Source organism: Cryobacterium sp. TMT4-31, from assembly GCF_004403385.1.
Lineage (GTDB): Bacteria > Actinomycetota > Actinomycetes > Actinomycetales > Microbacteriaceae > Cryobacterium > Cryobacterium zongtaii.
In genome coordinates this window covers 65,066-81,121 of sequence record NZ_SOGI01000008.1, presented here as the reverse complement: position 1 = coordinate 81,121, position 16,056 = coordinate 65,066, and the positions used below count along the sequence as shown (strand labels likewise).

General features: G+C 65.3%; 17 protein-coding genes and 1 tRNA gene. 7 read left to right on the top strand and 11 right to left on the bottom strand.

Annotated features, from left to right (window positions below):
- Positions 1 to 52 precede the first annotated feature (52 nt).
- Genes E3T19_RS01560 through E3T19_RS01550 form a run of 3 tightly spaced genes read left to right on the top strand, consistent with a single transcriptional unit; the run spans position 53 to position 1,501 of the window.
- Positions 53 to 397 carry a DUF1905 domain-containing protein gene (locus tag E3T19_RS01560; RefSeq protein ID WP_241979916.1) on the top strand — a complete coding sequence of 115 codons (345 nt, stop codon included), beginning with the start codon at positions 53 to 55 and terminating at the stop codon, positions 395 to 397.
- 11 nt (positions 398 to 408) lie between these two features.
- Positions 409 to 696: a hypothetical protein gene (locus E3T19_RS01555; RefSeq protein ID WP_134407915.1), complete on the top strand. Its 288-nt coding sequence runs from the start codon at positions 409 to 411 to the stop codon at positions 694 to 696.
- A 16-nt stretch (positions 697 to 712) separates the two neighbouring features.
- Positions 713 to 1,501, top strand: coding sequence for an alpha/beta fold hydrolase (locus tag E3T19_RS01550; protein ID WP_088457623.1), 789 nt, complete (start codon positions 713 to 715; stop codon positions 1,499 to 1,501).
- A 525-nt stretch (positions 1,502 to 2,026) separates the two neighbouring features.
- Here the strand turns inward: E3T19_RS01550 and E3T19_RS01545 are convergent.
- The 7 genes from E3T19_RS01545 to E3T19_RS01515 all read right to left on the bottom strand — a co-directional run bounded on the left by E3T19_RS01545 (position 2,027) and on the right by E3T19_RS01515 (position 10,727).
- Complete coding sequence (locus E3T19_RS01545; RefSeq protein ID WP_134407914.1) at positions 2,027 to 2,173, bottom strand: LPXTG cell wall anchor domain-containing protein; 147 nt, start codon at positions 2,171 to 2,173, stop codon at positions 2,027 to 2,029.
- A gap of 5 nt (positions 2,174 to 2,178) precedes the next feature.
- Positions 2,179 to 3,468 (bottom strand): tandem-95 repeat protein, encoded by a 1,290-nt coding sequence (locus E3T19_RS01540; RefSeq protein ID WP_134407913.1) that lies wholly within the window; start codon positions 3,466 to 3,468, stop codon positions 2,179 to 2,181.
- Between the two features lie 284 nt (positions 3,469 to 3,752).
- The gene (locus tag E3T19_RS01535; RefSeq protein ID WP_088457625.1) at positions 3,753 to 4,538 is read right to left on the bottom strand and encodes a (S)-acetoin forming diacetyl reductase; all 786 of its coding nucleotides are present in this window, start codon (positions 4,536 to 4,538) and stop codon (positions 3,753 to 3,755) included.
- Positions 4,539 to 4,619: 81 nt separating this feature from the next.
- Positions 4,620 to 5,222 carry an anaerobic ribonucleoside-triphosphate reductase activating protein gene (gene nrdG / locus E3T19_RS01530; protein ID WP_088457626.1) on the bottom strand — a complete coding sequence of 201 codons (603 nt, stop codon included), beginning with the start codon at positions 5,220 to 5,222 and terminating at the stop codon, positions 4,620 to 4,622.
- Between the two features lie 9 nt (positions 5,223 to 5,231).
- The gene (gene nrdD, locus E3T19_RS01525) at positions 5,232 to 7,451 is read right to left on the bottom strand and encodes an anaerobic ribonucleoside-triphosphate reductase (protein ID WP_241979915.1); all 2,220 of its coding nucleotides are present in this window, start codon (positions 7,449 to 7,451) and stop codon (positions 5,232 to 5,234) included.
- A 210-nt stretch (positions 7,452 to 7,661) separates the two neighbouring features.
- Positions 7,662 to 8,996, bottom strand: a complete 1,335-nt coding sequence (locus E3T19_RS01520; RefSeq protein ID WP_241979914.1) for a TrkH family potassium uptake protein — start codon at positions 8,994 to 8,996, stop codon at positions 7,662 to 7,664.
- Between the two features lie 210 nt (positions 8,997 to 9,206).
- Complete coding sequence (locus E3T19_RS01515) at positions 9,207 to 10,727, bottom strand: SulP family inorganic anion transporter (RefSeq protein ID WP_134407912.1); 1,521 nt, start codon at positions 10,725 to 10,727, stop codon at positions 9,207 to 9,209.
- Positions 10,728 to 10,913: 186 nt separating this feature from the next.
- Between E3T19_RS01515 and E3T19_RS01510 the strand changes: the two genes are divergently transcribed.
- Together E3T19_RS01510 and E3T19_RS19290 are read left to right on the top strand one after the other, a co-directional pair.
- Positions 10,914 to 11,312, top strand: coding sequence for a MerR family transcriptional regulator (locus E3T19_RS01510; protein WP_134407911.1), 399 nt, complete (start codon positions 10,914 to 10,916; stop codon positions 11,310 to 11,312).
- 28 nt (positions 11,313 to 11,340) lie between these two features.
- On the top strand, positions 11,341 to 12,537 hold the full coding sequence (locus tag E3T19_RS19290) for a haloacid dehalogenase type II (protein WP_241979913.1): 1,197 nt from the start codon (positions 11,341 to 11,343) through the stop codon (positions 12,535 to 12,537).
- 16 nt (positions 12,538 to 12,553) lie between these two features.
- On the opposite strand, the gene E3T19_RS01500 is transcribed toward E3T19_RS19290, so the two are convergent.
- On the bottom strand, positions 12,554 to 13,075 hold the full coding sequence (locus E3T19_RS01500; protein WP_088457627.1) for a hypothetical protein: 522 nt from the start codon (positions 13,073 to 13,075) through the stop codon (positions 12,554 to 12,556).
- A 52-nt stretch (positions 13,076 to 13,127) separates the two neighbouring features.
- Positions 13,128 to 13,733, bottom strand: coding sequence for a dCTP deaminase (gene dcd, locus E3T19_RS01495; protein WP_088457628.1), 606 nt, complete (start codon positions 13,731 to 13,733; stop codon positions 13,128 to 13,130).
- A 69-nt stretch (positions 13,734 to 13,802) separates the two neighbouring features.
- Between dcd and E3T19_RS01490 the strand changes: the two genes are divergently transcribed.
- A tRNA-Gly gene (locus E3T19_RS01490) sits at positions 13,803 to 13,873 on the top strand.
- 176 nt (positions 13,874 to 14,049) lie between these two features.
- On the opposite strand, the gene E3T19_RS01485 is transcribed toward E3T19_RS01490, so the two are convergent.
- Positions 14,050 to 14,727 (bottom strand): site-specific integrase, encoded by a 678-nt coding sequence (locus E3T19_RS01485; RefSeq protein WP_166788761.1) that lies wholly within the window; start codon positions 14,725 to 14,727, stop codon positions 14,050 to 14,052.
- A 35-nt stretch (positions 14,728 to 14,762) separates the two neighbouring features.
- Between E3T19_RS01485 and E3T19_RS01480 the strand changes: the two genes are divergently transcribed.
- Positions 14,763 to 15,188: a hypothetical protein gene (locus E3T19_RS01480; protein WP_134407909.1), complete on the top strand. Its 426-nt coding sequence runs from the start codon at positions 14,763 to 14,765 to the stop codon at positions 15,186 to 15,188.
- Positions 15,189 to 15,410: 222 nt separating this feature from the next.
- Here the strand turns inward: E3T19_RS01480 and E3T19_RS01470 are convergent, their stop codons facing one another.
- A complete protein-coding gene (locus tag E3T19_RS01470; protein ID WP_134407908.1) occupies positions 15,411 to 16,055 on the bottom strand; it encodes an NUDIX hydrolase in 645 nt (214 codons plus the stop codon).
- Position 16,056: the final 1 nt, after the last annotated feature.

Genomic DNA, 16,056 nt, shown 5'->3' with positions numbered 1-16,056 from the left:
CACCGTAGGAGACTTTGGCCGGCTGGGTAGCTGCTATTGGGATGAGCCGCGGGTGGCCGATACTGTGAACGGACGGTCCATCCAGGCGTGTCGATTGGAGATCCTTGTCATGAGCACCGAACAGGGCCCGATGCAGTTCTCCTTCACCGCTCCGATCGGAGTACTGGTGAAGGGCGAGATGTGGTCGTGTGTCGAAGTCCCGGGTTCGGTGGAGCTGTTCGGCACCGGGAAGGCCGTCCGGGTAGTGGCGCAGGTGGATGACCAGCCGGTGACGGCTGGCCTGATGCCCACCGGATCGGGTGGTCACATGCTCTCGATCAGCGCCAAGCTGCGGAAGAAGCTCGGCAAAAAGGTAGGCGACGACGTCGTCGTCCGGCTTTCAGAGCGGTTGACCTGAGGAGGAGGCCAGTGGCCGTCAGCGAAAAGCTCGTGAAGGCTCAGAGCGAGCTCACCGACATCAACGTGCAAATCGACAACCATCCGCTCAACAGCAGCGCGCTGAAGGATGCGCGTGAGGTCGTTGCCGAGCACCGGCAGGCGGGCAAGGATGCCGTCGAGGTCGCGCTCGCCGAACGCGGGCTGCCCAGTGCCGCAGCGCAAGGCAAGGCCCTCGTGCTCGGCGTCACGTCAATGTGGAACCTGAACCGCAAGCGCGTTGGTCTCGAAAACCGAATCCGCAGACTCGACCGCTTGTGACGTTGCGGCACTAGCGATGAAAATCAGACGAGGCGCGATCGACCTCCACATCACCGACACCGAAGGCTCTGGGCCTCCGGTCGTAATCCTTCACGGCCTGGCGGGCAGCAGCACCGAGATGGCTGCGACAGCTGCGGCTCTCGGCGATCACCGAGTGGTCACGGTTGACGCTAGAGGTCACGGACGCAGCACCCGCTTTCCGGACGACGTGTCGCGGGCGGCCCATGTGGCCGACGTGGTGTTCGTGATCGAGTCGGTGCTCGGGAGCCCTGTTTCCCTTGCCGGCCAATCCCTGGGCGGCCACACCGCTCTGCTGGTCGCAAGTGCCCGGCCCGATCTGGTGGAACGTCTCGTTCTCCTCGAGGCCGGTGTCGGCGGGGACGGCAACGAACAAAGCAGAGATGCCATGCGTCGCTTCTTCACGTCCTGGCCGGTGCCGTTCGGCAACAAATCGCACGCGCGCGCCTTTCTCGGTGACTCTCCGCTCTCGCGCGCCTGGATCGCCGACCTCGAGGTGCGGCCCGATGGGCTGTGGCCGCGCTTCGATCCCGACGTGATGGTCGAGACCATCGCTCACGTGGATGCTCACCCGCGCTGGCCGGAGTGGTGCGACCTCAACATCCCCACCCTCGCCGTTTTCGGCACCGAGGGAATGTTCTCTGCGGCAGCGAAGGATGAGTTCGTATCGCGTGGTTCGAAAGTCACGCGCGTCGACCTCGACGGCGGAAGCCATGATGCGCACCTCGATGCCTTCCCCCAGTGGATAGCTGAGTTCAGGGCCTTTCTCCCGCCGCCTCGCACCTAACGGGAACATCCCCGCGGGCCCCGGCCAGCCGCTGATTTCGACGGTTACCGTGGCGACACCGGCTCCCAGCTCCACCTCAGTCGATGAAGCCGAATCCGATTTGCCCGAACCCGAAAGCGTGACGGGTCTCATCAACCGACACAGCCGCATCGGGGATCGGTCGTCCCAGACAGTCGGCCAGCAGAACGCGGGCATCAGCGATGCAGTGGGTGAGCTCGGGAATGAGCGGGAACCGCCAGGGTGCGATGCGAGCGTCTCTGGCGCATCAGGTTCGCATTGCGGGCGAACCTCACTGAAAGTCAATCGTGCCAGGGCTAAATCAGTGCCTGCTTCTCGAGCGGGACGGTGGCCGTCGCGACTCGACCGCGAATGCAGTGAGTGTGACGGGCGCGACCTTGCCATCACTGTGCGTTCCATCTGTTGCAGCAAGAACCGCACCTCCGAAAGTGAACTCCCCATGAGGAGCCCAACTTTCGGGGTGCGGTTCAAGGTACTGTCAGGCCGGCGGATGGCCCAGTGGAGCGGCTAGCCCAGCTGCTGGCGCCGGCGGCGGAACAGGATGAGCGCCGTGCCGAGGAGCACCACTCCCAGACCGGTGCCCGCGACGCCGACCACGTTGACTCCAGTGGCGGCGAGCTTGCTGGTGGCCGCCGGAGTGGCAACCGGGGGCACGACAACTACCGTGGCGGGCGCGTANGGGGCACGACAACTACCGTGGCGGGCGCGTAGGTGATGGTCACGATCGCGGTGGTGGTGTTTCCGGCGGTGTCGCTGACCTCGTAGGTGACCGGCGTGGGGTTTCCCGTGAAGCCGGCCTGTGGGGTGAACGTGATGGCGCCGGTGGCAGGGTTGACCGTCCAGGTGCCCTCGCCCGTGACGACGAGCTTGGTGACCGGGTCACCCCTACCGTCGATGATGCGCACGGTGGCCGGGTCGAGGTCGCCGGAGTCGTTGCCGATCACGTCGACAGTGACCGGGGCACCCTGCGGGTTACCGACCGACTTGTCGTTCGCTGACTCCGGAACGAACGTGATCGTGACGTTGGCGGTGGTGGTGTTTCCGGCGGTGTCGCTGACCTCGTAGGTGATCGGCGTTGGGTTGCCTGCGAAGCCGGCCTGTGGGGTGAAGGTGATCGCGCCGGTGGCGGGGGCGACCGTCCAGATGCCCTCGCCCGTGACGACGAGCTTGCTGACCGGGTCACCCTTACCGTCGATGATGCGCACAGTGGTCGGATCGAGGTCGCCGCGGTCGTTGCCGATCACGTTGACGGTGACCGGGTCACCCTGCGGGTTGTTGAGCGACGTGTCATTGATCGCGCCGGGGACGTAGGTGACAACGACGTCGGCGGCCGTGACCGTGCCGAGGGTGTCGGCGATGGCGTAGCTGATTGAGGTCGGGTTGCCGGAGAATCCGGCCTCCGGAGCGAAGGTGATCGCGCCGGTGGCAGGGTCGACAGTCCAGGTGCCCTCACCGGGCACGACGAGCTTGGTGACCGGGTCACCCTTGCCGTCGATGATGCGAACGGTCGTCGGGTCGAGGTCGCCGCGGTCGTTGCCGACCACGTCGACGAGGACCGACCTGCCCTGCGCATTGTTCAGCGACTCATCGTCCGCGGCCTCCGGGACGAACGTGATCGTGACGTCAGCAATGGCGGTCTTGCCGCGCGTATCGGAGATCAAGTAGGTGATCGGCGTGGGGTTGCCGGAGAAGCCGTTCTCCGGGGCGAAGGTGACCGCGCCGGTGGCAGGGTCGACCGTCCAGGTGCCCTCACCGGGCACGACGAGCTTGGTGACGGGGTCGCCCTTACCGTCGATGATCTGAACTGTCGTCGGGTCGAGGTCGCCGGAGTCGTTGTCGATCACCTCGACCGTGACGGGCTTGCCCAGCTCATTGCCTGTCGACACATCGTCGTTCGCCACGGGGGCGGGCTTGGGGGTCGAGGTGAAGGTGCAGGCGACGTCCTTCACACCGGCGGGGACGGTGAACTGCCCGGAGGTTCCGGTGCCCCCGGTGACCTGAGTACCGGTTGCCGGATCGACGCAGGTCCAGACCGTGTTGTAGGCGTCCGGGTTCGTGGTACCGGCGGGGGTCTGCTCGACCGTGTAGGTTTCTCCGGGCAGGATGAGGATCGGGGACCCTATTGGCTGAAAGAGGCGTAAATCCCGTGCCGCGAACCCCCAAAATGGGGCGATTCCCGTGCCGCGAGCGCCCGGCGCTGCCGGAGGCAGCGCCGGGTCGCGGTCAAGCGCGACTAGTTGAAGACCATCCCACCGTCGACCACGATTGACTGGCCGGTGATGTAGTTGGAGTCGGGGCCGGCCAGGAAGGAGACGACTCCGGCGACCTCGGCGGTTTCAGACAAGCGGTCGAGGGCGATGCCCTTGGTGAACTGTTCCCAGCCCCACGCTTCAGGCTTGTCGTTGTCGGTCGCCAGCTTCTTCGCCAGGTTCTCCATCAGGGGCGTCTTCACGATGCCGGGGGCGAAGGTATTGACCGTGATGCCGAACGGCGCCAGGTCCCGGGCGGCGGTCTGGGACAGACCGCGAAGGGCGAACTTCGTCGACGAATACAACGCGAGGCCGGGGTTGCCGATGTGGCCGGCCTGGGAGGCGGCGCTGATGATCTTTCCACCGTGGCCGAGTTCCTTGAACGCCTTGGTGGCAGCCTGGATGCCCCACACCGCGCCGTTGAAGTTGATGGAGAAGATCTTCGCGATGCTCTCCTCGGTGATCTCCTCGATGGGAGAGGTCGGGGCGATGCCGGCGTTGTTGACGATCACGTCGAAGCCACCCAGTTCGGTGACGGCCTGCGCGACCGCAGCGAAGACGCTGTCTCGGTCGGAGACGTTGACGTGCACCGCGATTGCTCCGCCGGCCGTGCCACCGAGCGATTCGGCGACGGCGACGGCGGTCTCGAGGTTCAGGTCGGCGATGGCCACCTTGAAGCCGTCAGCGTGCAGCCGCTCCGCGACCGTCCGCCCGATTCCCTGTCCACCACCGGTGATGAGTGCGACTTTTCCATTCTCCGTGCGTGCCATGATCGTGCTTCCTATCTTCATTGTTCGAAACCTGTCGGCGGGTCGATGACAAAGTCACAACCGGACAGGCGGGAGGCGCAGCTAGATCAGCGTTTGCTTCACGAGCTGCTCATAGGTCTGGGTGGCGTCGAGCAGGTTGGTCCAGAGCACGGCGCGACCCGCGGCGCGGGACTTCTTCACGTCGATGATGCGCTGGTTGCTGCTGCCGCGGAATTGCAGCTTGAAGTCTTTCTTGGCGAGGTCGAATCGGCCATCCACGAGGATGTCTATCTGATCGAGCAGTTCCAGCTTGTCGGGGCTGTCGAGCAGCAGCTCTTCGTAGGAATACCCGGTCCACGACCAGATGTCCTTGGCTTGGCCGAAGGTCGCCCGCACCCGGCGCACCAGGGAGAGGCACACCCCGGTGTTGATGAAGGGTTCCCCGCCCAGCAGGGTGAGGCCCTGCACGTACGGTTGGGCCAGGTCGGCAAGGATCCGATCCTCGAGCTCGACCGTGTACGGCGTGCCATAGCGGAAGTTCCAGGTGGCCTCGTTGAAGCAGCCTTCGCACGCGAACAGGCATCCGCTCACATATAGGCTGCAGCGCACTCCCTCGCCGTCGACGAACATGAACGGTTTGTAGTCACCGATGAAGCCCTGGCTGAGCTTGTCGGAGAGCCACTCACCGGGTTTCGGGTTCCGCATAACGGCTGCCTACAGGGAGCCGCTGACGCCGGTGGCGCCAGCCATGTGCTTGACCCTGGAAACGATCTCCTGGTGGCGACCGTGCACCATCGGGCGGGCCTGCGGGTTGCCGAGGTAACCGCAGGTGCGCTTGACCACGTCGCAGCTGGCCGGGTCGTCGTTGCCGCAATCCGGGCAGGCGAAACCACGCTCGGTGGGGGTGAAGTCGCCGGAGAAGTCGCACTTGTAGCAGCGGTCGATGGGGGTGTTGGTACCCAGGTAACCGACCCGGTCGTAGGCGTAGTCCCAGACGGCTTCGAGCGCCTTGGGGTTCTGCTGCAGCACCGGGTACTCGCAGTAGTGGATGAAACCGCCGGAGGAGAACACCGGGTAGTCCTTCTCGAAGTCGAGCTTTTCGAACGGGGTCGGGTTCTTGCGCACGTCGTAGTGGAAGCTGTTGGTGTAGTAATCCTTGTCGGTGATGTTCTCCACCGACCCGAACTTGACCTTGTCGAGGCGGGAGAACCGGTCGGTCAGGCTCTCGCTCGGGGTCGAATAGACGCTGAACTGGTAGCCGTACTCTGCGCTCCACGCCTTGGTGTGCGCGTCGAGGGTCTTGAGGATGTCCAGGGTGAACGCCTTCGCCTCGGCGTCGCCCTCCCAGGCGCCGCCGAAGAAGGCCGCAGCCACCTCGTAGAGGCCGATGTAGCCCAGCGACACCGTGGAGCGGCCGTCCTTGAAGAGGGTGTCGACCGAATCGGTGCGCGCCAGCTGCTGGCCGAAGGCGCCATAGACGTAGAGGATCGGGGCGTTCGCGGGGGTCGCCTGCTTGCACCGTTCGATGCGGTAGACCAGGGCGTCGCGGGTGATCAACAGACGCTCCTCGAGGATGCTCCAGAACTTCGCCCGGTCCCCGGCGGCCTCCAGCGCGATGCGCGGCAGGTTCACCGTCACCACGCCCAGGTTCATCCGGCCCTCGGAGACATCGTTGCCGTCAGCGTCGGTCCACCCCTGCAGGAAGGATCGGCAGCCCATCGGCACCTTGAAGCTGCCCGTGATCTCGACGAGTTTGTCGTAGCTGAGCACGTCCGGGTACATCCGCTTGGTCGAGCACTCCAGCGCGAGCTGCTTGATATCGTAATTCGGGTCGCCCTCAGCGAGGTTGAGGTCGCGCTTGAGCGTGAAGATCAGTTTGGGGAAGATGGCTGTGCGCTTCTCGCTGCCCAGGCCGTCGATGCGGATCTGCAGGATCGCCCGCTGGATCTCCCTCTCGAACCAGTCGGTGCCCAGGCCGAAGCCCAGCGACACGAACGGGGTCTGCCCGTTCGAAGTGAACAGGGTGTTGATCTCGTATTCGAGGCTCTGCATCGCGTCATAGATGTCCTTGCGGGTCTTCTCCTCCGCATAGGCGTGGTGCTTGGTCTGGTCGCCGATCCACCGTTCCGCGTCGGCAAGGTGCTTGGCGAAGTTGGCGCGGGCGTACGGAGCCAGCAGCTCGTCGGTGCGGTTGGCGGAGCATCCGCCGTACTGGCTGGACGCCACGTTGGCGATGATCTGCGAGATCTGCGCGGTGGCAGTCTGAATGGAGCGGGGCGGCTCCACGTCAGCGTTGCCGATGCGGAAACCCCGGCTGAGCATGCCCGTGAAGTCGATCAGGCAGCAGTTGGTCATCGGTGCGTATGGGCTGTAGTCCAGGTCGTGAAAATGGATGTCGCCCTTCTGGTGCGCATTGGACACGTGCGGCGGCAGCATCTTGTGGCCGATGGCCTTGCCCACGGCCCCGGCGGTGAGGTCGCGCTGGGTGTTGAAGACGTCGCTGTCTTTGTTGGCGTTCTCGTTCACCACCGAGGAGTCTTTGCTGAGCAGGTTGATGATCGAGTGGTTGATGTCGGTGGACTTGCTGCGGGCGAAGTCGCGCTGGGTGCGGTATCCGATGTACTTCTCGGCGAGGTCATATTCGTGGCTTTCGAGCAGCGCGTGCTCCACGATGTTCTGCACCTCGTAGATCTTGATGTCGGTGCTGAAGCGGCCGGCGATCTCCCGGTTGACGGCGGCGACGATATCGACGATCGCCCGGTGCACGAGCGGGGTAATTTCGGTGTGAATCTCCACCGCGGCCTTGACCAGCGCCTCGTAGACCTTGGTGTCATCGAAGTCCACCCGGCGGCCGTCGCGTTTGACGACCTGGATGGCGACGACGTCGTCGCGGGTGGCAGTGGTCGGGGCCGGGGCGCTGATGCTTGGATTCACGCCTTCAGCATAGGGACGTCAGTTCGCCGAAATCACTAGATTTGGGTGCCCTTGGTCCCTGGTGCCGCTACATGTAGTGGTGGCGCGCCGTCGAGGGCCGGAAAGACGCCTCGGGATTCGCCGACCGTTTTGGGTGCACATCTGTGCACCCGGAACACGTGGGCGTGTCTGTCACAGCTGTGACTTGTGCTTCGCCGGCACCCTCGCCGGTCAGCCGATGACGGGCTGTTCCTCCGGGTACTTGTAGAGCAGATTGCGGCGGCGCAGCGCCAACGCTGACGCCAACCCGATCGGTCCGATCCGGCCGGCGAACATCAACGCCGCGAGGAGGTATTTGCCCGCAGGTGGCAGTTCCGCGCTGAGCCCCACGCTCAGCCCGCAGGTGGCGAAGGCGGAGATCACCTCGAAGAGAATATGGTCGAGCGACGCGTCGCTGACCAGCATGATCAGGCCGCTCCCGCCGAGCACCAGCGTTGCCCCGAAAAAGGTCACGCTGATGGCCACCCGCATGGTCTGCTCGGGAATGGTGCGCCCGAACACCATCAGGTTTTTGTCGCCCTTGGCCTCGGCAACGATCGCCAGGAACAGCAGCGCGATCGTGGTCACCTTGATCCCGCCCGCGGTAGACGCCGACCCGCCGCCGACGAACATCAACGCGTCGGTCGCCAGAAGGGTCGCCGAGGTGGATGCGGCCGGATCCACCAGGGAGAACCCGCCCGACCGCATCATGGTCGACGCGAAAATCGACTGCATCACCCGCTCCCCCACCGAGAGGTCCCCGATCGTGGCACTGTTGGACCATTCCAAAGCGCCCCACAGTGCGGCGCCGACAACCAACAGGATGCCTGTCGTCGTCAGGGTGAGCTTCGTGTGCAGGTTCCACTTGCGCCAATGGGCCTTGGCCATCATCAGCACCAGGAACACCGGGAACCCGAAACTTCCGACAAGAACGCCGACCATGATGGGCACGAGGATCCACGGGTCGTTCTCGAACCCGGACAGGCCGGTGGTATGAGCGGTGAAACCGGCGTTGTTGAACGACGAAACGGCGTAGAAGATGCCGTGCCAGAGGCCGCCGCTCCAGGACTGCTCCACCACTATGAACCGTGGCACCAGAAACACGGCCAGCGCCAGCTCCAGCGTCAGGGCTGTCAGGATCACCACGCGCAGCAGCGACTGCACCTCACCGAGCTTGGTGGTTCCGACCCCCTGACGGGCCAGGATGCGACCCTTCAAACCGAGATTTCGGGTCACCGCTCGAGTCAGGAGCAGTGCGATCGTGACGATGCCCAGACCGCCGATCTGGATGGCCAGCAGGATCACGATCTGGCCGAAAAACGACCAGTGCTCCGCCGTGTTGACGGTGACGAGGCCCGTCACCGTCATCGCCGAGACCGCTGTGAAAAGAGTGTCGTGGAACGCGGTGCCGCGACCATCAGCGGCGGCTATGGGCAGGCTGAGCAAGGTCGTGAACAGCAGCACAACGAAGAGAAACACCATCAGGGCCAGCAGCGCTGAGAAGTCGTGGACGACCAGATTCGACAAGCCCGTCGCCGTACGGGGATGCCCCTGCGTCTTCCGCCCGAACGAGGCGCGTGTCACCGCCACGGCCGGCCTCGGTGCCGTGAACAGGTGAGGAACACGTCCGCGGGATCTGCAGCGCCTTTCGGCATGTTTAGCCACCTCAGATGTCTAGGCTTCGGTCGTGCAACTGTACAGCCCGAGCGCCCCGTCGCGGTCCTCCGAACCGGCGGCCTAGTGCCCGCCGCCGAGATTGCCCGCGAGACGCGCGTGGATGTCGGTGCTGGCTTTGTTCAGCCCGACGATCACGGCACGCTTGCCGTGGCGTTCGTACCTGTTGGTGATCGCGTCCAGCGCGGCCACCGTTGAGGCGTCCCAGATGTGCGAGGCGGACATGTCGATGACCACCCGGTCGGGGTCGTCGGCGTACTCGAACTGGGTGGTGAGGTCGTTGCTCGAGGCGAAGAACAGCGCACCGGTCACGGTGTAGAGGGCCGTGGGCACGGTGTCCTCGGTGGAGACGGTGCGCTGAACGTTCACGAGGTGCGCCACCCGCCGGGCGAACGCGACCATGGCCACGAGCACACCCACCATCACACCGATGGCGAGGTTGTGGGTGAAAACGACAACCACGACGGTGGAGAGCATGACGGTGGTCTCGCTCTTGGGCATCCGCTTGAGCGTCGACAGGCGGATGCTGTGCCAATCGAAGGTGAGCACCGACACGATGATCATCACGGCCACCAGCGCCGCCATCGGGATGATCGCCACGACGTCGCCGAGGGCGACGACCAGGATCAGCAGAAACACCCCGGCGAGGAAGGTGGAGATGCGGGTGCGGGCACCAGAGGCCTTGACGTTGATCATGGTCTGACCGATCATGGCGCAGCCGCCCATGCCGCCGAAGAAGCCGGAGAGCATGTTCGCCACACCCTGGCCCCAGGTTTCGCGGGTCTTGTGCGAGTGGGTGTCGGTGACCTCGTCGACGAGCTTGGCGGTCATCAGCGACTCAAGTATGCCCACCATCGCCATCGCCAGGGCGTACGGCGCGATGATGGAGAGGGTCTCAGAGGTCAGCGGCACATTCGGGATGAACAGCTCCGGCAGGCTCTTGGGCAGTTCGCCCTGGTCGCCCACGGTGGGCACGGTGATCGCGATGGTGACGGTGGCGATGGTGAGGAGCACGATGGCCACCAGCGGCGCCGGCACGATCTTGGTGAACCGGGGCATCACGACCATGATGATGATCCCGATCGCCACCAGCGGGTAGACCATGACCGGCACGCCGAGCAGGTGCGGCAGCTGGGCGATGAAGATCAGGATGGCCAGCGAATTGACGAAGCCGACCATGACGCTGCGCGGGATAAACCGCATCAGTTTGGCCACGCCGAGCACGCCGAGTATCACCTGCAGCAGCCCGGCCAGGATGACCGTGGCGATGAAGTAGTCCATGCCGTAGTCCAGCGCCACGGGTGCGATCACCAGGGCGACCGCGCCGGTGGCGGCGGTGATCATGGCGGGGCGACCGCCGAGGAATGCGATGGACACGGCCATCACGAACGAGGAGAACAGCCCCACCCGCGGGTCGACGCCGGCGATGATCGAGAACGAGATGGCCTCGGGGATGAGGGCCGTCGCCACGACGAGGCCGGCGAGCACCTCCCGGGTAAGGATGCGCGGGGTGCGGAGCGCCGTCAGCACGGACGGGTCGGCCTTGTAGCGGTTGGGCGTGGGAGTTTTCTCAATGAGAGCCATGGCGGCCTCCAGCGACGGGGCCCGCGGTGCGGACCGGGATGGGGCAAAGTAGGGGGTGCGCCGGGTGCGCACGCCATCCGCCGAACCGGCAGGATGGAAGGGCTGGCAGCAGCGTCAGCCAACCAGCACAACCCTACCCTAACGTAAGGGTTGGTTTAGTTCCTGTGCGCGGGAGGGGTTTGAGACATGGCAACGGATGACGCACCGGCCACGATGCACATCGGCGAGTTGGCCGACCGCACCGGCCTGTCCCTGCGCACCATCCGGCACTATGACGAGGTGGGTCTGCTGAAGCCCTCCGGTCGCACCGAGGGTGGCTTCCGGCTGTACACAGCCGTCGACCTGGAGCGGCTGATCCTCATCCGGCGGATGAAGCCGCTCGGCTTCTCGCTGGAGCAGATGATGGCGTTGCTGAAGACCATCGACACCCTGGATGCGGCCGACGCGGCCGATCGGACCGCCGTGCGGGCCGACCTGGCGTCGTTTGTGACCCAGGCCGAGGAGCGCCGGCAGAAGCTAGCCGAGCAGCTCGCCATGGCCGACGAGTTCCTGGACCTCCTGCGCCGTCACGGCCGCGACGTGTAACACCCGCCGACGGGAGGGAACCGAACCAATGACCAGCAGCACTCCAGCCGTGATCGTCTGCGACGTGAATGAGACACTCTCGGACATGTCGGGCATGAAGGCCCGGTTCGTGCAGGTCGGCGCCCCCGCCCATCTGGCGTCCGTGTGGTTCGCCGCGCTCCTGCGGGATGGTTTCGCCCTCGCCGCGGCGGGTGGCGCCGCGCCGTTCGCGGTGATCGGGTCCGAGCTCCTCCGCGAGGTGCTGCGCGATGTGGCACTCCTGCGCAGCCCCGCCGACGCCGTGGAGCACATCATGGCGGGATTCGGGCTGCTCAAACTGCACGCCGATGTGCCCGAGGGCGTGCGAGCGTTGACAAGCACCGGGATGCGCCTGGTGACGCTGTCCAACGGATCCGCCGGGGTCGCCAGGTCGCTCCTGGCCGCGGCCGGGCTCGAGGGAGAATTCGAGGCGCTGCTCAGCGTCGAAGATGCTGGTGCCTGGAAGCCGGGGCGGCCCGCGTACGACTACGCCGCCGAGGCCTGCGAGGTGCGCCCGGCCCAGCTGCTGCTCGTGGCCGTGCATCCCTGGGACATCCACGGAGCCGCGCAAGCGGGCCTGGCCACCGCCTGGCTGAACCGCGGCGGTGACACCTACCCGAGCTACTTCACGGCCCCCGACTACACGGTGGGCCGGCTGGCCGAGCTGGCCACGCTGCTGGCAGGTGCGCCGGCGTCGCCATCCGGCAACGCGGCGCCAGAAGCCGCCCCGGAAGCCGCCGCTGAGCCGGCCGAAGCTGATCCGGCTGAAGGTCTCGTGGTCGTGACCGAGGCAGGAAAAGGCGGTTACGCCCAACAGATCACCGTCGGCCAGCACCGACTCACCGCCGACGAGCCTCGCCCGGTCGGCACCGATACCGGCCCGTCCCCGTATGACCTGGTCCTGGCCGGGCTCGGCGCGTGCACGTCGATGACCGTGCGCATGTATGCCGAACGCAAGAACTGGTCATTGGAGAAGGTGACCGTGACCCTCCGGCACAGCCGCATCCACGCCACGGACTGCGCGGACTGCGAGACCGCGGTCGGGCACATCGACCACGTCGAACGGGTACTCCGGTTCGACGGCGACCTCGATAAGCAGCAGCGTCAGAGGCTGAGCGAGATCGCCGACAGGTGTCCGGTGCACCGCACGCTGCACTCGGAGATCATCGTGCACACCACGGTCGCAGAGGCTGGCGCACCCGAGTGAGCGCTGCCGAAGCCGGTCAGTGCACCCGCACGGCCTCGTTGTGCTCCACGAGGTGCCAGGTGGTGCCTTCGTCGTCGCTCACCCAGCCCTCCCAGGTGTAACCGTCCTCGGTGATCGAGGTGAAGTTCCAGCGCACCGGGCGACCGTCGGTGCCGGTGCCGTCCTGGCGCAGGCCGTTGCGGTACGGGGTGGCGATCAGGTGGCAGTACTCGCCGATCGTCGGGGCGAAGGAGCTCACCCGCCAGGCACCGGCCAGCTGGTCGTAGACCCGCACGGCGGTGGCGACGGTCTCGAAGCCGGACGGATGCGTGGCGCTGGCCTCGACCTCCACGTCCTGCACCGCGCGCCCGTCGAGGATGAACTGCACGATCCAGGTGAACTCGCGTTCAGTCCACTCCCCCGTGGCCTCGTCGAGCCGGCTGCCGTGCGCCGCCCAGGTGCCCACGAGCTGGCCGAATCGGCGCATGCGCCCGGGGTATTCCGGGGTGGGACCGTCGGCGATCAGCGCCTCGGCAAAACGGGACTCTGAGGTGGTCATGCCTCGATTTTACCGGGCGCACGTAACGCGCGCATGAACATGGCGTTCCAGGTCAGCCGCCGAGGCTGCCGGCATCCGTGGTGCCCACGTCGGTGCGGTGAAAGTTCAGGTGCGAGCGGGAGGCCGTGGGGCCGCGCTGGCCCTGATACCGGGAACTGTACGCGGCAGAACCGTAGGGCTTCTCGGACGGCGAGCTGAGCTGGAAAAAGCACAGCTGGCCGATCTTCATACCCGGCCAGAGCTTGATCGGCAGGGTGGCCACGTTGCTGAGCTCCAGGGTGACGTGCCCGGTGAAGCCCGGGTCGATGAATCCGGCGGTGGAGTGGGTGAGCAGGCCGAGCCGGCCCAACGAGCTCTTGCCCTCGAGGCGGGCGGCCACGTCATCGGGCAGGGTGACGGCCTCGAAGGTGGCGCCGAGCACAAATTCGCCCGGGTGCAGGATGAACGGTTCGTCACCCTTGGCCTCGATCAGCCGGGTGAGTTCGGGCTGGTCGACGGCCGGGTCGATGAACGGATACTTGTGGTTGTCGAACAGCCTGAAGAACCGATCGAGCCGCACGTCGATGCTCGACGGCTGGATCATCTCCGGGTCGTAGGGGGCGAGCGCGATTCGTTCCGCGTCGATCTGGGCCTTGATGTCACGATCCGAGAGAAGCACGGTGCCAGCCTATCGGCGGAGGGTTGATAGGATGGCACGGTTCCAGTGCAGCTTCGGCGGCCTGGACGCGCGGATGTAGTTCAATGGTAGAACTTCAGCTTCCCAAGCTGATAGCGCGGGTTCGATTCCCGTCATCCGCTCCGTAAGTCAAATGCCTGGTCAGGTGCCGTATCCCCTGAAACTCTTTTTAGGGAATTTGCGGCTCAGATTCGCTGTCGTGCCAGCTACGTGCCACTAGCCTGCAAAATTGATCCACCCCGGGCATGAAAAGACCCCATGAACTGGTGCGCCCATAGGGCCGAGTCTGCGGCTGCGATCAGGCCCGGTTCAAGCCACGCATGACGACATCCATGCCCCCTGCAATTTCCTTACCCCGTTCCTGTGCAACGTGCTGATATTTGAGGCTGGCGGCTGACGTGCTGTGCCCGGCCCGCTGCATCAGCTCGCGCACTGTCGCGCCCGTCTGAGCGCTCAGGGTGAGTCCACTGTGCCGGATGTCATGGAAGTGGTATTGAGGCAACCCCACGACCTCCCGAGCCTTGTTCCACGCGTGTTGCACCTGCGCCCGAGTAAGCGCCCGACCATCCGCCCGCACGAACAGAGGGGCAGCAGGGAGAGCCTTGGGAACGGTTTCCAGGTATTCAGCGAGAGCGTCAACAGTGAAGCTGGGAAGGTCCACAGTCCTAGTGCTGTCCGACTTGGTCTGCGTCCTAACCTCCCCGGCTGCTCGCGAGTAGATCACCTGCTCTTTTACGGCAAGCGTCCCAGCTGCGACGTCGAAATCTCTACGCTGCAACCCCACAACCTCACCAAGGCGAAGATGAGCGCCGAAGGCCGCATAGAGGACGGGACGAAGGTCTAGCGGGTGAGCGTCCACCAGCCGTGCGAAGTCAGCAAGGCTGATCAATGGGCGCTCCGACGTCTTGACCTGTCCAGCTCCTTGGATCTGGCACGGATTCTTTCCAATGAGTCCATCACGTTCCGCTGTCGCCATGATGCCCTTAAGAAGTGCGTAGGCCTGCCGCTGTCGTGTCTTTCCAGTCGCAATGCGCGGAGCTGCCATCCCGCTCTTGCGCGGCGCTGTGGTTCCTCTGGTTCGTTCCGCTGTTCGGCGCGGTGCTAGCACCGGTTCTGCTCGGTATTCTCGCGGCTCAGAACCGCCGGAACCCAAACTCGCTGGTGCGCGAGAATTCGCGATGGGCAGCGAACTGGGTGATTACTGTGACGCTCGTCGCAGCAATCGGGTCGGCCCTCGTGATGTTCGACACGATTGCCGGGCTCGTTGTGGCTGGAGAAAACGAGAATGGGACGACGCCAATACTTCTCGTAGCGAATTTGCTGCTGTGGGCGGCTGTGATCGGACACCTCGTCGTGTCCACCGTCGGGGTGGCCCGGGCACGCACCCGGATAGCCAACCCGAAGATCGCGATCCCGTTTATCCCCGCGGCAAAGTAGCCGCCTGATGGCCTTGGGTCGAACGTGAGCTCACCGCGCCGGTCTCGCTCTGCCTGCCCGACGGGCCGCCTCAACCCGGCCGCCGTCGGCTGGAGCAGAAAACCTTTGCACGAGACCGTCGGCATCAACGGCCGCAGCACCCAGGGCCGGAACAAACGCTGGGAGTACTGGGCGGTCACCACCCGACCAGTCGCCCGGTCGGGCACTTCTTTCACCGGGCTCTCAGTCGATGAAACTCCACACTTTTGACGGCCGACCTTCGCCGGCCGCCGGCCCGGTTCGCGGCTCCGCCAGCCACCGGATTCGCTTCAAATCTCGTGCCAGGTTCGTCCGGTTCGTCTTCGGAGCCTGCGGGTCCGCAGCAGCCGCCAGGGCGTCCTGTGTGTCCGCAGCGTCGCTGGTCTTGAACTCGTGTCCGAGAAGGGATTCCGTCGCCCCGCGGTCTACCCAGAGCTTGTCGTGCACGATCCTGGCGCCGCGGCGGATGATGACGTCGTGGTCGAACGGGAGACCAACCGCGTCAGCCAGCGGGACCATCGTCACACCCTCACCCACCTCGAATTTGTCGCCGAGGATGACGTACTTGGTGACGGACAGGGTCGGGCCGCGCGGGTCCCGGCCTGGGGTGTCGAAAACGCCAACGTCACCGATGGCGCGGACGTACTCGCGCATGACGCCGGCCTTGTCGCGGAGGGCACGGTGCACGGCGTCATCCAGCAGCTCGCCGCTGACCAGAAGCACGCCAGGAAGGGCCAGTCGCCCTGCTGACGGCTCGAACTGGCGTCGGACGAGCGCCACTTCCACCTGCTTGGTCGAGCGGCTATACCGCAGCGCGACGACGTCGATGCTGATCAACGGCTGAGACATG

Coding starts and splice junctions, on each gene's coding strand:
- E3T19_RS01550 (WP_088457623.1), top strand. CDS start 713: ATGAAAATCAGACGAGGCGCGATCGACCTCCACATCACCGACACCGAA.
- E3T19_RS01535 (WP_088457625.1), bottom strand. CDS start 4,538: ATGGCACGCACGGAGAATGGAAAAGTCGCACTCATCACCGGTGGTGGA.
- nrdG (WP_088457626.1), bottom strand. CDS start 5,222: ATGCGGAACCCGAAACCCGGTGAGTGGCTCTCCGACAAGCTCAGCCAG.
- E3T19_RS01515 (WP_134407912.1), bottom strand. CDS start 10,727: ATGGCTCTCATTGAGAAAACTCCCACGCCCAACCGCTACAAGGCCGAC.
- E3T19_RS01510 (WP_134407911.1), top strand. CDS start 10,914: ATGGCAACGGATGACGCACCGGCCACGATGCACATCGGCGAGTTGGCC.
- E3T19_RS19290 (WP_241979913.1), top strand. CDS start 11,341: ATGACCAGCAGCACTCCAGCCGTGATCGTCTGCGACGTGAATGAGACA.
- E3T19_RS01500 (WP_088457627.1), bottom strand. CDS start 13,075: ATGACCACCTCAGAGTCCCGTTTTGCCGAGGCGCTGATCGCCGACGGT.
- E3T19_RS01485 (WP_166788761.1), bottom strand. CDS start 14,727: ATGGCGACAGCGGAACGTGATGGACTCATTGGAAAGAATCCGTGCCAG.
- E3T19_RS01470 (WP_134407908.1), bottom strand. CDS start 16,055: ATGTCTCAGCCGTTGATCAGCATCGACGTCGTCGCGCTGCGGTATAGC.